The organism is Dankookia sp. GCM10030260 (assembly GCF_042666655.1).
GTDB lineage: Bacteria > Pseudomonadota > Alphaproteobacteria > Acetobacterales > Acetobacteraceae > Paracraurococcus.
Genome location: NZ_JBHTDE010000001.1, coordinates 589,401 through 604,021, shown reverse-complemented (window position 1 = coordinate 604,021; position 14,621 = coordinate 589,401). Strand labels below are relative to the sequence as shown.

14 protein-coding genes and 1 tRNA gene are annotated in these 14,621 nt (G+C 72.7%); 6 read left to right on the top strand and 9 right to left on the bottom strand.

The window, feature by feature from the left end; all coding sequences use genetic code 11:
- Nucleotides 1–8 precede the first annotated feature (8 nt).
- Nucleotides 9–1,226 (bottom strand): ABC transporter ATP-binding protein, encoded by a 1,218-nt coding sequence (locus ACFQS7_RS02980; protein ID WP_380065522.1) that lies wholly within the window; start codon nt 1,224–1,226, stop codon nt 9–11.
- A gap of 140 nt (nt 1,227–1,366) precedes the next feature.
- Entirely contained in the window at nt 1,367–2,020 is a 654-nt protein-coding gene (locus tag ACFQS7_RS02975) for a NeuD/PglB/VioB family sugar acetyltransferase (protein ID WP_380065521.1), read from the bottom strand.
- An 80-nt stretch (nt 2,021–2,100) separates the two neighbouring features.
- On the opposite strand from ACFQS7_RS02975, the gene ACFQS7_RS02970 reads away from it, so the two are divergent.
- From ACFQS7_RS02970 to ACFQS7_RS02950, 5 genes are all read left to right on the top strand, one after another.
- Nucleotides 2,101–3,075 (top strand): S1C family serine protease, encoded by a 975-nt coding sequence (locus ACFQS7_RS02970; protein ID WP_380065520.1) that lies wholly within the window; start codon nt 2,101–2,103, stop codon nt 3,073–3,075.
- Entirely contained in the window at nt 3,072–4,682 is a 1,611-nt protein-coding gene (locus ACFQS7_RS02965) for a serine hydrolase domain-containing protein (RefSeq protein ID WP_380065519.1), read from the top strand. The genes ACFQS7_RS02970 and ACFQS7_RS02965 overlap by 4 nt, the downstream gene beginning before the upstream one ends.
- A 347-nt stretch (nt 4,683–5,029) precedes the next feature.
- Nucleotides 5,030–6,010, top strand: coding sequence for a Bug family tripartite tricarboxylate transporter substrate binding protein (locus tag ACFQS7_RS02960; RefSeq protein WP_380065518.1), 981 nt, complete (start codon nt 5,030–5,032; stop codon nt 6,008–6,010).
- A 60-nt stretch (nt 6,011–6,070) separates the two neighbouring features.
- Nucleotides 6,071–6,147: transfer RNA gene (locus ACFQS7_RS02955), tRNA-Met, on the top strand.
- Nucleotides 6,148–6,359: 212 nt separating this feature from the next.
- Entirely contained in the window at nt 6,360–7,616 is a 1,257-nt protein-coding gene (locus ACFQS7_RS02950; RefSeq protein WP_380065517.1) for a hypothetical protein, read from the top strand.
- A gap of 65 nt (nt 7,617–7,681) precedes the next feature.
- Here ACFQS7_RS02950 and ACFQS7_RS02945 read toward each other — a convergent pair whose 3' ends face one another.
- From ACFQS7_RS02945 to ACFQS7_RS02915, 7 genes are all read right to left on the bottom strand, one after another.
- On the bottom strand, nt 7,682–7,831 hold the full coding sequence (locus ACFQS7_RS02945) for a hypothetical protein (protein ID WP_380065516.1): 150 nt from the start codon (nt 7,829–7,831) through the stop codon (nt 7,682–7,684).
- Between the two features lie 172 nt (nt 7,832–8,003).
- Nucleotides 8,004–9,098 (bottom strand): tRNA 2-thiouridine(34) synthase MnmA, encoded by a 1,095-nt coding sequence (gene mnmA, locus ACFQS7_RS02940; RefSeq protein ID WP_380065515.1) that lies wholly within the window; start codon nt 9,096–9,098, stop codon nt 8,004–8,006.
- Between the two features lie 102 nt (nt 9,099–9,200).
- Nucleotides 9,201–9,947 carry a thiaminase II gene (gene tenA / locus ACFQS7_RS02935; protein ID WP_380065514.1) on the bottom strand — a complete coding sequence of 249 codons (747 nt, stop codon included), beginning with the start codon at nt 9,945–9,947 and terminating at the stop codon, nt 9,201–9,203.
- Between the two features lie 31 nt (nt 9,948–9,978).
- The gene (locus tag ACFQS7_RS02930) at nt 9,979–10,308 is read right to left on the bottom strand and encodes a ferredoxin family 2Fe-2S iron-sulfur cluster binding protein (protein ID WP_380065513.1); all 330 of its coding nucleotides are present in this window, start codon (nt 10,306–10,308) and stop codon (nt 9,979–9,981) included.
- 1 nt (nt 10,309) lies between these two features.
- Nucleotides 10,310–11,482 carry a cysteine desulfurase family protein gene (locus tag ACFQS7_RS02925; protein ID WP_380065512.1) on the bottom strand — a complete coding sequence of 391 codons (1,173 nt, stop codon included), beginning with the start codon at nt 11,480–11,482 and terminating at the stop codon, nt 10,310–10,312.
- Between the two features lie 363 nt (nt 11,483–11,845).
- Nucleotides 11,846–12,931 carry a cysteine desulfurase family protein gene (locus ACFQS7_RS02920; RefSeq protein WP_380065511.1) on the bottom strand — a complete coding sequence of 362 codons (1,086 nt, stop codon included), beginning with the start codon at nt 12,929–12,931 and terminating at the stop codon, nt 11,846–11,848.
- Between the two features lie 14 nt (nt 12,932–12,945).
- Entirely contained in the window at nt 12,946–13,437 is a 492-nt protein-coding gene (locus ACFQS7_RS02915; RefSeq protein WP_380065510.1) for an Rrf2 family transcriptional regulator, read from the bottom strand.
- 463 nt (nt 13,438–13,900) lie between these two features.
- On the opposite strand from ACFQS7_RS02915, the gene ACFQS7_RS02910 reads away from it, so the two are divergent.
- Nucleotides 13,901–14,569 carry an alpha/beta hydrolase gene (locus tag ACFQS7_RS02910; RefSeq protein WP_380065509.1) on the top strand — a complete coding sequence of 223 codons (669 nt, stop codon included), beginning with the start codon at nt 13,901–13,903 and terminating at the stop codon, nt 14,567–14,569.
- Nucleotides 14,570–14,621: the final 52 nt, after the last annotated feature.

Sequence of the window (14,621 nt, the reverse complement as noted above, 5' to 3'; positions counted from 1 at the left end):
CCCCCTCCTCAGCTCGGCCCGGCCGCATCGGCAAGCGGGCGGATATCGGCCTCGTCCCAGGCCAGTGACACGCTCTGGCCGGACTCGACGGGATGCGCGTGCAGCGCGGCCTCCGTCAGCGCGACCGAGTATTCGTCCCCCGCCGTGCCGGCGAGTGCCACGGCGAAGCCGGTGCCGGTGTACTCGACGCCGGCGACCGTCGCCGGCAGGCCGGCATCGCCGATCCGGGTGCGGTCGGCCCGCACCGCGATCTGCCCGCCATTGGCCAGGGCGAAGACGTTGTGGCCGCCCATGAAGCGGGCGACGAAGGCGGTGCGCGGCCGGTCGAACAGCTCCTCCGGCGAGCCCTGCTGCTCGATCCTGCCGGCCCGCATCAGCACCACCAGGTCGGCCAGCGCCAGCGCCTCGTCCTGGCTGTGGGTGACGTGGACGAAACTGATCTGCAGCTCGCGCTGGAAGCGCTTGAGCTCGGCCCGCACCCGGCCGCGCAGGAAGGGGTCGAGCGCCGAGAGCGGTTCGTCCAGCAGCAGCGTCGCCGGGTTGGTGACCAACGCGCGGGCCAGGGCCACGCGCTGCTGCTGGCCGCCCGAAAGCTGCGCCGGCAGCCGCGTGGCGTAGCTGTCGAGCTCGACCAGCCGCAGCGCGTCGGCCGCCTTGGCGTGGCGTTCGGCGCGGCCGACGCCGCGCATGCGCAGGCTGAACGCGACGTTGTCCAGCACCGACAAATGCGGGAACAGCGCATAGGACTGGAACATCATCGCGGTGCCGCGACGGGCCGGCGGCAGGCCGATGATGGGGACGTCGTCCAGCAGAATGTCGCCGCTGGTCGGGGTCTCGTGCCCCGCCAGCAGCCGCAGCGTGGTGGTCTTGCCGCAGCCCGAAGGGCCGAGCAGGCAGACATAGCTGCCGGGCCGGATGCGCAGGTCGAGCGCATCGACCGCCACCGCGCCGCCGGGGAAGCGCTTGGTGACGGCGGCGAATTCGATCGCGCCGCGCGCCTTGGCGGCGGTCGGGCGCAGGGTGGTGGTGCCGTGCAGGTCCGCGGTCTCCGGCTGGCCCCAGGGAAAGTCGGGGGCGAGGTCCTTGCAGCATGCGTGCCACCCCGGCCCCAGTGGAAGCCTTTCGAATTGCCGGGGCCGCGCCGTCCGCTGCCCAGGCTTGCGGCAGGCTGCCGGAAGCGGTGGCAGCCTGCATGGCGATCGGCAAGGCTGCGGAGGGGAATGCATTCCCTTTCCGTGGGACGCATGCGTCCGACCCCACCCTTCCTTTCCGTGGGTCGGCACCCACCGCGCGGCCGGTGCCAACCCGCGGACATGGAGGAGGCTCCAGCGAAGATACGTCCTCCCTGGCCTTGCCCTTCCGGCGCCTAAAGCGACCGCGCCGGCACGCCCCCCACCACGGCGCCATCCGGCACATCCTCGACCACCGCAGCACCGACCCCGACCACGGCGCCGGCACCGATCGTCACATAGGGCCGGCAGGCGGCCCCGGCGCCGAGCAGCGCCCCGGCGCCGACCCGGACGCCGCCCGGCAGCACGCTGCCCGGGCCGCAATGCGCCGCCTCCCCCAGTTCCACGTCGTGCTCCAGGATCGCCCCGGTATTGACGATGCAGAACCGCCCGACGCGAACGCCGGCGCCCAGCACGGCGCGCGGCAGCACCACGCTGCCCTCCCCCACCGCGGCGCTGCCCGCCAGGATCGCCGAGGGGTGGATCAGGGCGGGAAAGCCGAAGCCGAGTGCCGCCAGCCGCAGCGCCGCCGCCCGCCGCGCCTCCGCGTTGCCGATCGCGATGCAGGCCAGCCCCACCCCCGCACGGCGCAGTCCCGGCAGCACCGATTCGTCGCCCAGCACCGGCACGCCCAGCATCGCTGCGGCCTGCGGCGCGGCATCCACAAGTCCGGCGATCTCCAGCCCGCCGCGGTCGCGGACCAGCTCGATCAGCGCCCGGCCATGCCCGCCGGCGCCCAGGATCAGCAGTTTTTCCACCATCACCGCCTTCCGCGTCGCTTCATCCGCCATCTCCTGCGTTGGCGAAGTCGGCGGTTAGGCCGATATTGCCCCGGAAGACCAACCCCTGGGGGCGGAGCGGACATTTCGGCATGCCAAGCAGCGAATGGGAAATCCCGTCGGACCTCCAGCCGGACCCCACCGAGCATGAGTTCGACCTGGACCAGGTGCTGCGCTCGGTCGTGGCGGTGAAGGCCATGGTGCCGGCGGATGCCTTCACCGCGCAGACCCTCGGCACCGAGCGGGTCGGCAGCGGGGTGGTGATCCGCCCGGACGGGCTGATCGCCACCATCGGCTACCTGGTGACGGAAGCCGAGGAGATCTGGCTCACCACGCATGACGGCCGCGTCGTACCCGGCCATGCCCTGGCCTACGACTTCGAGACCGGGCTCGGCCTGATCCAGGCGCTGGGCAAGCTCGCCCTGCCGGCCCTGCCGATCGAGGCCGGCGACCTGCCGCGGCCGGGCGATACCTGCGTCTTCGCCAGCGCCGGCGGCCGCAAGCACGCGCTGCGCTGCACCATCGCGGCGCGGCAGGAATTCGCCGGCTATTGGGAATACCTGCTGGAGGACGGGATCTTCACCGCACCGGCGCATCCCTCCTGGGGCGGCGCCGGGCTGATCGGCGGCGACGGCAAGCTGATGGGCATCGGCTCGCTGGTCATGCAGCAGCAGGACGGCAAGGGCCGCCGGGTCGACCTCAACATGGTGGTGCCGGCGAGCCTGCTGCCGCCGATCCTGCCCGACCTGCTGTCCTATGGCCGGCCGAACAAGCCGGCGCGGCCCTGGCTCGGCCTCTATGCCACCGAGGACGAGGAGGGCGTGCTGGTCAGTTCCATGGCGCGCCAAGGGCCCGCGGCCAAGGGCGGGGTACAGGAGGGCGACCGCATCCTGGCGGTCGGCGGCGCCAAGGTCACCGACCTGGCCGGGCTCTGGCGCGCGCTCTGGGCCTGCGGCAATGCGGGGACGCGGGTGCGGCTCTCGCTCAGCCGCGACCAGATGCCGCGGGAGACCACGCTGGCCTCGATCGACCGGCGCAGCGTCCTCAAGGCGCCGAGGCTGCATTGAGCGGCGACCTGGCGGCGCTGGCGCTGCGCCGGCAGGCGCGGCGGCTGCTGGCGCCCTGGGACCGGCCGGGCAGCCCGGGCGCGACCCTCGGCCTGGTGCGGGACGGCGCGCTGGTGCTGCACGAGAGCGCCGGCGCGGCGAGCCTCGAGCTCGGCGTGCCGATCGGCGCGGACACCGGGTTCCGCATCGCCTCGGTCAGCAAGCAGTTCACCTGCGCCGCCATCCTGCTGCTGGCCGAGGAAGGCAGGCTCTCGGTCGAGGACGACATCCGGCGATGGCTGCCGGAGCTGCCCGACCTCGGCGCCCGGATCGGCATCGACCAGCTGATGCGCAACTGCTCCGGCCTGCGCGACATGCTGGAATTGATGCGGCTTGGCGGCACCGACCTCTCCCACCCGGTGACGCCCGCGCAGCTGATGGCCGCCATCGGCCGGCAGCGCGGGCTGAATTTCCCGCCCGGCGCGCGTTTCCTCTATTCCAACACCGGCTTCATGCTGCTGGGCCGCATCGTCGAGGCGGCCGCGGGCGAGCCGCTGGGCGATTTCCTCGCACGCCGCATCTTCGCCCCGCTGGGCATGACCCGCACCCGCCACACGCCGGGCCTGGCGGAGGTCGTGCCCGGCCTCGCCACCGGCTACCTCCCGCAGGACGACGGCTTCGTCCGCGCGCAGCACGGCTTCCCGCTTGGCGGCGAGGGCGGGCTGGTGTCCTGCGTCGAGGACCTGGCGCTGTGGGAGCGGAATTTCGCCACCGGCCTGGTCGGCGGCGCCTGGCTGCCGGCCGCCCTGGCCGCGCGGGCGCATTTCACCAACGGCAGGCTCAACCTCTATGCCCGCGGGCTGGAGGTGACCGAACACCGCGGCCTGCGCACCGAGAACCATGGCGGGCTCTGGCCCGGCTACCGCACCTGCTTCCTGCGCGCGCCGGAGCCCGGGCTGGCGGTGATCGCCATCGCCAACCATGGCGGGATCGACGTGCACCACCTGGCGCACCAGCTGCTGGACGCGGCGCTGGAGGGAAGGCCGGGCCTGCGTCCCCTCCCCGCCGTGCCGCCGCGCCCGGCGCTGGACGGGTTGGCCGGCCGCTGGCTGGACCCCGGGTCCGGCGCGACGCTCGACATCGCCCTCGACGCCGCGGGTCAGCCGAGCGCGACCCAGCATGGCCTGCCCTTTGCCCTGGTGGCCGCCGAGGATGGCCGGCTGGTCGCCCGCCGCGGCATCTATCCCTTCGCGCTGTCGCTGCCCGAAGGCGACGGCCTGGCCCTGGAAACCGATGCCGGCACCGTCACCCGGCTTCGCCGCGTGGCCACGGCGCCGGTGCTGCCGGAGGGCCTGGCCGGCACCTATCGCTGCGCCGAACTGGACACGGTCTGGACCCTGGCGCCGGACGGCGACGGCCTGGCGGTACAGGTGCGCGGCCCGCTGACCGCCGCCGGCCCCTGGCCGGTGCAGCCGATCGAAGGCGACTGCCTCCGCATCCTCACCCCGGCGACGCTGTTCCAGGGCTGGGTGGATGCGCGGCTCGCCCGCGACGCGGCCGGGCGGATCGCCGCCATCCTGGTCAGCGGGTCGCGGGTGCGCGGCCTGCGCTTCGACCGACAGGGCTAGCGCGCGCCGGACAGGACGATATCCGCCTGGACCGGGACGGGCAGGCGCCAGGGGCAGGCCTGACGCCGAGCGACGGCGTTCGGACGCGGGCGACGCCGCCTGGCGGGCAGGCTGGATTGGGGGAGAGGCGTTCCCCCGTCGCCCACCGATTATTCCATGTCTGCAGGCTGCCGGGGAGAGTCTCTCGGGGCACTCGGCGCAAGGCCGCGTGACGTTGCCGACTGCGCTCGACCATGCGTTACGGTATTGCGTTGACCAGGGCGGTTGCCACGGCCGATCGGACCCGCGCAGCGCCGGGCCGGGGGGCCAGCCGGCGTGGCGCGAGACCCCTCAGGGAGGAGACAGGAATGACCCAGGCCACCCGCCGCGCCCTGCTGGCCGGCACCGCCGGGCTGCTCGCCGCCCCCGCCCCGCTGCGGGCGTTGGAATCCGCCTATCCCAGCCGTCCGGTGACGGTGGTGGTGCCCTGGGCGGCCGGCGGCTCGACCGACGCCTTCGCCCGGGTGCTGGCCGGGCGGCTCTCGACCGATCTCGGCCAGGGCTTCGTCATCGACAACCGCACCGGCGCCAACGGCACCATCGGCCTGACCTCGGCGGCCCGGGCGCGGCCGGACGGCCATACGGTCATCGTGCTGCCGAACAGCACCTATGCCGTGGCGCCGCACCTCTACCCGCTAGGCTTCGAGGTGGAGACGGCCTTCGCCGGGGTCGGCCTGCTGGTGTCGATGCCGATGTTCATGCTGGTCGGCAGGGCCTCGCCGGCCCGGACCCTGGCGGACTACGTCGCTTTGGCGAAGCGGCCGGGGGCGCCGCTGACCTATGCCAATTCCGGCATCGGCGCGACCAGCCACCTGGCCACCGAGATGCTGCTGCAGGCCGCCGGCATCGAGGTGACCGACATCGGCTACCGCGGCGGCGGCCCGGCCATCCAGGGCGTGCTGACCGGGGAGGCGGGGATGCTGTTCATGCCGGCCTCGGCCGTGATGGGCTTCATGGCGTCGGGCGACCTGCGGGCGCTGGCCGTCGCCTCCCCCCGGCGCAGCCCGCTGGCGCCCGACGTCCCGACCTTCGCCGAACAGGGCTACCCCGCAGTCGAGATGATCGAGCATGTCGCCATGCTGGCCCCGGCCGGCACGCCGCCGGCGGTGCTGGAGAAGCTGAACGCCGCCTGCCGCATGGCGCTGACCGCCGCCGACATGAAGCCCCGGCTGGACGCGCTGGCGGTGACTGCCGAGGCCCGGCCGCTGGCCGAATGGCTGCCCTACCTGGCCCTGGAAAGCCGCCGGATGGCGGAGATCGTCCGCCTGCGGAACATCAGCATCCGGTAGCCGGATCGGCCGGGAGGACGGCTTGCATTCCCGGGGCAAAGCCGTCATACCGCCCGCCGCGCCTGGGTAGCTCAGCTGGTTAGAGCACGGCACTCATAATGCCGGGGTCGCCGGTTCAAGTCCGGCCTCAGGTACCACCCCTTCCGCCGATCCCGGTCCGGATCGCGGCAGCGCGCAGCCCTCGGCTCCTCGACATGCCATGAATACGCATCCGGCCGCATTCTCGACGGCCGGAACGGTATATAAAATACATCATTATGAACGTGAAATATGTTGTGAAGAACAACATTCTTTTGAATCTATTTCTCCGTGATAGGCATCACACATCTAAGTGATCCGGAGAAACCCCATGGCGATCGTCACCGCCGGGCCGCAGGCCCTCGACACCCGCACCCTCTCCACCGCCGCCTGGTCGTCGCTGACCGTCACCACCCGCACGTCCAGCTACGCCCTGGGCGACGAGCGCTGCCTCGGCGCGCCCGGCACCAAGCTGGAATTCTGGGGCAGCGGGCTGACCTACGACGCCGCCGGCCGGCTCGCCTCGGGCAAGGTCTTCGCGGTGCAGGAGAGCGTCGGCGGCCAGGTCACCTGGCGCCTCGACAACCTGCAGCTGCAGGCCAAGACCCTGCTGGCCTGGGCGAGTGCCGGCACCCTGGCGCAGAACGGCCTGGGCGGGAATGACAGCCTGACCGGCACCGCGGCCGCCGACTGGCTGCATGGCCATGCCGGCCACGACAGCATCGCCGCCGGCGCGGGCGCCGACACGATCACCGGCGGCATCGGCAACGACCTGATCGATGGCGGGGCCGGGAACGACACCGCCATCCTGTCCGGGCGCCTGGCGGATTACCGGCTGGTCTCCTGGAACGGCACGGTCGGCGTCGTCGGCCGGACCCCGGCGGCGCGGGCCGCCGACGGCATCGACGAGCTCCGCCAGGTCGAGACCATCAGCTTCGCCGCCTCGGGCGAGAGCATCGCGGCGCCGGCGGCGAATTTCGCCCCGCTCGCCTATGTCGCCTCCTACCTCGACCTCAGCCTGCTGCTTGGCGCCAACCCGATGGCCGGCTTCAAGCACATGCTGCAATACGGCGCGGCGGAGGGACGCACGACCACCTTCTCGGGCGCCGAGTACATCGCCTCCTACCGCGACCTGATGCAGGCCTTCGGCAGCAATGCCGAGGCGGGCGCGCAGCATTTCATCCAGCATGGCCGGACGGAGGGGCGGCATGCCAGCTTCAGCGGGCTGGAATACATCGCCTCCTACGCCGACCTGATCGCCACGCTGCATGCCGACCGTGAGGCCGGGGCGCGGCAATACATCGAGCATGGCCGGGCCGAAGGCCGGCATGAGAGCTTCAACGGCCTGCTCTACATCGCCTCGCAGCGCGACCTGATCCCGACGCTGGGCGCCGATGCCGATGCCGGGGCCGAGCAGTACATCCTGCACGGCCATGCCGAGGGCCGGCAGGTCACCTTCAACGCCAAGCAGTATGTGGCCAACTACGCCGACCTGAAGGCCGCCTTCGGCAGCGACGTCGACGCCGCCGCCACGCATTTCATCCTGCACGGTGCCTACGAGGGCCGCACGGATGCGCCGCTGCTCTGATGCCGGCGGGCCGGATCACCGGCCCGCCGGCGGCGCCGCGCGGCCATGCCCCGCGGCGTCCCGGTTCAGCTGACTTCCTGGGCCGCACCCGGCGGCAACGGCGCGACGGCACGCAACGTGCCGTCGTGCTCCATCGCGCCTCGAACCGCGGCACCCCAGACCAGCGCGGCGGTCCCAAGGGTGGCGGCCAACACGCCGACGATCAACGACATCATGATCCTGCTCCTCGCAGAGCCGCGGCGGGCGGGGCGCGCGATGCGCCGGCGCCATGCGGTCCTGCCATGCCAGGATGTGGGGCGCCCACCGGCCCGCCGCTCGGGCCTTGCCGCGGCGCAGCCATGCATCGGCGGCGTGGCGGCGGGGATTGGCGCCGGGCGCCGGCGACAGTCAGGCCGCGGCGACGGTCGCCGCGGCCCGGCGGATGAAGCCGCCGCCGAGCACCCGCGCCCCGGCATAGGCCACGCAGGCCTGGCCGGGCGCGGCGATCGCGGCTTCGTCCGGCGTCACCCGCAACAGGCCCGTCGCGGCATCCCAGGCGATGGTCGCGGGGCGCGGCTCCTCCCGCGCGCGGAGCTTCACCTGGCAGCGCAGCGGCCCCACGGGCGGCGCAGCCAGCCAGTTCACCTCGCCGACCTCGACCACCGCCTGCGCCAGCGCCTGGCGCGGCCCGACCACCACCCGGCGGGTGCCGGCCTGGACCCCGGTGACGAACAGCGGCTGCTCGCCGTCGCGCGACGCCTGGCCGAGGCCCCGCCCCTGCCCGACCGTGTAGCGGGCGATGCCCTGGTGGCGGCCCAACACGCGGCCATCGAGATGCACGATCTCGCCCGGCTCGGCCGCATCCGGCCGGTGCTTCGCCACCACGTCGTGGTAGCGGCCGGCGGGGACGAAGCAGATGTCCTGGCTGTCCGGCTTCTCGGCGACCGCGAGGCCAAGCCGCGCCGCGACCGCCCGCACCGTCGCCTTGTCGGGATAGTCGCCCAAGGGGAAACGGCTGAAGGCGAGCTGTTCGGGCGTGGTGGCGAAGAGGAAGTAGCTCTGGTCCCGGGCCGGGTCGGCAGCGCGGTGCAGTTCGGCCCCGCCCGGGCCCTCGACGCGGCGGACATAGTGGCCGGTCGCCATCGCCTCGGCGCCGAGGTCGCGGGCCAGGCCGACCAGGTCGTGGAACTTGACCGTCTGGTTGCAGCGGATGCAGGGGATCGGCGTCTCGCCATTCGCGTAGCTGTCGGCGAAATCCTGCACCACGGCGTCGCGGAAGCGGCTTTCGCGGTCCAGCACGTAATGCGGGATGTCGAGCGTGTCGGCGACCCGGCGGGCGTCGTGGATGTCCTGCCCGGCGCAGCAGGCGCCGCGCCGAGCCGTGGCGGCGCCATGGTCATAGAGCTGCAGGGTGGCGCCGACGACGTCGTGGCCCTGCTCGCGCAGCAGGCCGGCGACGACGCTGCTGTCCACGCCGCCGGACATGGCTACCAGGATCCTCATGGCGGAGCCATTCGGGGGGCGACCAGGATCCTCATGGCGGAGCCATTCGGGGGGGCGACGAGGATCCTCATGGCAAAGCCATCCGGGGGGCGACGAGGATCCTCATCCGGTGTGGATCTTCTCGTAGCCGGCCGTCCGCCCCGCCGCCGCATCCAGCCCCTGCTGCCAGAAGCGCGCCTCCAGCCGCGCGGCCTCGGCGAAGGTCGCGCTCAGCAGGGCGAAGCGGGCATGGCCGCCATGGCTTTCCCCCAGCGCGTCGATCCGCGCCGCGGCGGCGCGGGCCATCGCCTGGTAGCCGGGATCGGCATAGGTATCGATCCAGGACTGGTAGGCATTGCCTTCGACCTTGCGCCGCGGGTCGGCCAGGATGCGCAAGGCCACCTCGCCATAGCCCACCGTGCAGGGGGCCAGCGCCACCTCCAGGTCGAGGATGTCGCCGGCCAGGCCGCGGTCGATGACATAGCGGGTATAGCTGACCGTCTCGGCGGATTCCGGGGTGGCGCGCACCTCGGCCTCGGGGATGCCCCAGCCCTCGCAGTATTTCAGGTGCATGAGCGTCTCGGACAGGATGGCGGCGATCGCGGCCGTCTTGTCGCGCATCGCCTCGATGCTCTCGGCCTTGAACACCGCCAGCGCCTTGGCCCGGGCGAAGTGGATCAGGAACAGGTAGTCCTGGATCAGGTAGCGCCGGAAGGCCGGCAGCGGCAGCGTGCCCTGCGCGATGCCCTGGACGAAGGGGTGCCAGGTATAGGCCTGCCAGTCGGCGGCGCAGGCGTCGCGCAGCCGGCGGTACAGGCCGCCTTCCTGGCCGAAGCCTTCCTCCCAGGAATTGCTGTGGCTGCGATTCACGCTTCGCTCCGGGGCTTCGCGATCGCAGCCATCAGCCGCCCGCGTTCCGCGTGCCGGCCGGCAGCTTCACCACCAGCCCATCCAGCGCATCCGTCATGATCAGCTGGCAGCCGAGCCGCGAGGTCTCCTGCAGGTCGAAGGCGAGGTCGAGCATGTCCTCCTCGTCCTCGGTCGGCTTGGCCAGCTTGCCGAACCAGGTCCCGTCCACCACCACGTGGCAGGTCGAACACGCGAGCGAGCCCTCGCAGGCGCCCTCGATGTCGACGCCGTGCTTGTGGGCGATCTCCAGCACCGAAAGGCCGAGCGGCGCGTCCACCTCGCGGCGCGTGCCGTCGCGCTCGATGAAGGTCATCCTGGGCATCTTATTCGCCTGCTCCGCTCGCGGTCCGCCAACCGGCGGCAAGCGCTGCCGCGGCCCGTTCCGCATCAGCGGGCGAGGTAAAGCGGCCGATGCCGATCCGCAAGCTCGCCCTGGCCTCGGCCTCGGGAATCCCGAGGGCCCGCAGCACGTAGGAAGGCTCGACCGCGGCCGAGGAACAGGCCGAGCCGGTCGAGACGCAGACATCCGGCGATGCCCGCATGATCGCCTGGGCGTCCACGGGCCCGGGGAAAGTCAGGTTGAGGTTGCCGGCCACCCGGCATTCGCGGTGGCCGTTCACCCGCAGGCCGGGCACCGCGGCTTCCAGCGCCTGCAGGAAGAGATCGCGCTGGCCGGCGATGCGGCCGGCGTCCAGCATGCCCTCGATCGCCGCGACCCGCGCCGCCTCCCCGAAGCCCACCACCAGCGGCACCGCCAGCGTCCCGGCGCGGAAGCCGCGCTCCTGCCCGCCGCCGGAGAACAGCGGAGCGAGGCGGACCCGCGGCCGCCGCCGGACATAGAGCGCGCCGATGCCCTTGGGCCCATAGATCTTGTGGCCGGAGATCGACAGCAGGTCGGCCTGGATCTCCTCGACGTCGAGCGCGATGCGCCCGCAACCCTGCGCCGCGTCGGTGTGGAACAGCGCCCCGGCCGCCCGGGCGATGGCGCCGATCGCGGCCAGGTCCTGGATGACGCCGATCTCGTTGTTCACCGCCATGACGCTGATCAGCAGGGTGCGGTCGTCCACCGCCCCGCGCAGCCGGTCGAGGTCGACCAGCCCGTCGGGGGCGACCGGCAGCACCACCGGCTCGAACCCCTCGGCGGCGAGGTCGCGGATGCTCTCCAGGACGCATTTGTGCTCGGTGGCGAGCGTCACGATCCGCCGGCGCTCGCTGCCCTGGCTCGCCGCGAAGCGGGCGGCGCCCTTGATCGCCAGGTTGTTGCTCTCGGTGGCGCCCGAGGTCAGCACCACCTCGCGCGCCTCGGCGCCGATCAGCTCGGCGATCTCGGCGCGGGCAGCCTCCACCGCCTCCTCCGCCTCCCGGCCCATGGCGTGCTCGACGGAGTGCGGGTTGGCGAAATTCTCCTCCCACCAAGGCCGCATGACGGCCAGCACGCGAGGGTCGACCGGCGTGGTGGCGTGGTTGTCGAGGTAGACGGGGCGGTTCGGGCGCATCGCGGGAAGATGGCGCGGCAGGGCGCCGCTGGGGAGGGGGGCGGCGGGAATGGCCGGCATGCCCGCGGCGGGGATGCGGCTTTCGGACAAAGGCCCCGGAGCTGGGTGCGGACCGGGTGTCGTTCCCGGACAAATACCCTGGGTGGCGCGGCGGGGCGGCGGACCGGGCCCTGGGTGGTGGGATGCTGGCATCGCCTCGCCCCTGCTAAAGGATGCCAAGCATATCAGGAAAATATTCTTTTTTTCAATCGTCGATCGCCATGGGCGTTCCACGGCGCGGCGGCTGCCTGCCGCCGTGCGGCACCGCAGGCCCCCCCCAGACCCAGAGAATGGGGGAAATGTCTCTGCCTTCCCCGATCGCCCTCAGGCCGCCCGGCGCCCCAGCCTTTCCCGCATGGCGGCCCAGGCGGCCAGGAACCGCTCCGGCGCCTCCTCGGCCACGTCCCAGGGCAGCGAGATGCGGATGCCGCAGCCGGCGAGGTCACCATGCCCCATCGCCGCCAGCACCGGGCTGCGCCCGACCTTGCCCGAGGAACACGCCGCCCCGGCCGAGACCCGGACGCCCGCGAGGTCGAGCGCGATCACCTGGGTCTCCGCCGCCGCCCCGGGCAGCAGGATGCTGCTGGTATTCGGCAGCCGCGGCGCGCCGGCGCCGGCGATGATGGCCTCCGGCGCCAGGGCGGCGATCCCGGCCTCGATCCGGTCGCGCAGCGCGGCGAGGCGCGCCGCCTCCCCGGCCTCGGGCAGTGCCGCGGCCAGGCCGGCGATGGCCGGCAGCGGCTCGGTCCCGCCGCGCCGGCCGCGTTCCTGGCCGCCGCCGGCGATCAATGCGGGCAATTCCAGTCCCGGCCGCAGCAGCAGCGCCCCGGCGCCGGCCGGCCCGCCCAGCTTGTGGCCGGAGATCGCCAGCGAATCGTACTCCGCCGGCAGCGCCGCCCGCCCGGCCGCCTGCACCGCATCGACATGCAGCAGCGCGCCCGCCGCCCGGCAGAGCACGGCGGCCTCGGCCAGCGGGTGCAGCACGCCGGTCTCGTTGTTCGCCGCCATCAGGCAGACCAGCGCCGGGCCACCTTCGGCCAGCAGCGCCGCCAGCGCCGCGAGGTCGGCGGTGCCGTCCGGCCGCACCGGGACCACACCGGCGCCGGGTGCGGCTGCCAGCACCGCCGGGTGCTCCGTCGCCCCCACCAGCACCCGCCGGCCCCGGCCGAGGCCGTGGACCGCCAGCGCATTCGCCTCCGTCCCGCCGCCGGTGAAGACCACGTCCTGGGCGCGGGCGCCGAACCGGGCGGCCACCGCGTCCCGCGCCTGCTCCAGCCGGCGGCGGGCGGCGCGGCCTCCGGCATGGACCGAGGAGGGGTTGCCGCCCGCCTCCAGCACCGCGATCGCCGCCGCCCGGGCGGCCGGCCGCAGCGGCTCGGTCGCGTTGGCATCCAGATAGAGGGTGTCCACCGCCCAGGCCGGCGCTACTGCGCCGCCTCCACCACCGCCGGCAGCGCCCCGTCGCGCGGCATCACCGCACGGCCGGCGATGCGGCCCTCGACCACGTCGGCGAGCGTCACATGCGCGAGGAACAGACGGATCTGCTCGCCCAGCTCGGACCAGAGGTCATGGGTCAGGCAGCGCTCGCCGGCGAGGCAGCCGGGCGAGCCCTCCTCGCAGCGGGTGGCGCGGATCGGCTCGTCCACCGCATCGACGATCGCGGCGACGGTGATGTCGCCTGCCGGCCGGGCCAAGCGGTAGCCGCCCCCCGGGCCGCGGGCCGAGGCGACCAGCCCGGAGCGGCGGAGATGGCCGAACAGCTGTTCCAGATAGGCCAGCGAGAGCAGCTGCGCCTGGGCCAGTTCCGCCAGCGACACCGGCCGGCCCGGGCAGGGATCGGTGCTGCAGCCCTGCTGCCGCGCCGCCAATTCGACCATTGCCATGACGGCATATCGCCCACGGGTGGAGAGACGCACGGCACAGCCCCCTCGGTCATCGAAAACTTGTATACCGGAATACCGGCCTGGCGCCGGAAACATGGGCGCCTTGCCTTGATTCTATTATGAAACCCGGCTTCGCATCTCTATATTCCGGTTGCCCAGGGGGAACGGGAGACTGCCCCGGGGCGACTGGACGATATGGCTACCAAGCTCTCCGGCCCGTGCGCCTCGATCGGCGCCGATGCCGGACGCTAGATTCTCCGACTTCCCCAGTCAACCATTTGGGGCTTTCGTCGGCGAATCCCGGAGCGTGTCGGGCGGTGCGTGAATCGCCCGTGCTCCTCTCGGCATCGTGTCATGATGCCGAAGGGAGCCCGGGCGTTGTTCACTAGTCTTCCCCACCAAGCGCCTCGGTGCGCCCGGCTTGCCGGCGGGACAGCTTCCCGCCCCCCGGCAATCCGGACGGGCCAGGCTCAACCGGAATTGGACCCACGGGACGATGCCTGAGGTCATGTTCGCCGGCCCTGACGGGCGGCTCGAAGGCCGTTACCACCATTCGAAGCAGGCCAATGCGCCGGTTGCGTTGCTGCTCCATCCCCACCCGCTGCACGGCGGGACGATGAACAACCGGGTCATCCACGCGCTCTACCAACGTTTCCAGGCCATGGGGTTCTCGACCCTACGATTCAACTTCCGGGGGGTCGGCCGCAGCCAGGGCCGCTACGACGGCGGCATCGGCGAGATCTCGGACGCGGCCTCGGCGCTCGACTTCCTCCAGGCGGTGAACCCGAACGCCCATAGCCTCTGGGTCGCCGGCTATTCCTTCGGCGCCTATGTCGGCATGCAGTTGCTGATGCGGCGGCCGGAAATGGGCGGCTTCGTGTCCATCGCGGCGCCGGCCAGCCACTACGACTTCGGCTTCCTCGCCCCCTGCCCCTGCAACGGACTGATCTACCACGGCGCGGAGGACGAACTCGTGCCGGAATCCTCGGTGAAGAAGCTGGTGGACAAGCTGAACACCCAGCGCGGCATCACCATCGACTACCGGGTGCTGTCCGGGGCCGGCCATGTCTTCACGCCGGAGGAGACCGAGAAAGTGGTCAACGCCGCCGAGGACCATGTGAATTCCCGGATGAACCGCAGCCGGATGGCGCTCGCCGCCGACTGAGCGGGACGCTGCGGGCGGCCAGCCGGCACGCTGCCGGCTGGCCGCCCGTGGC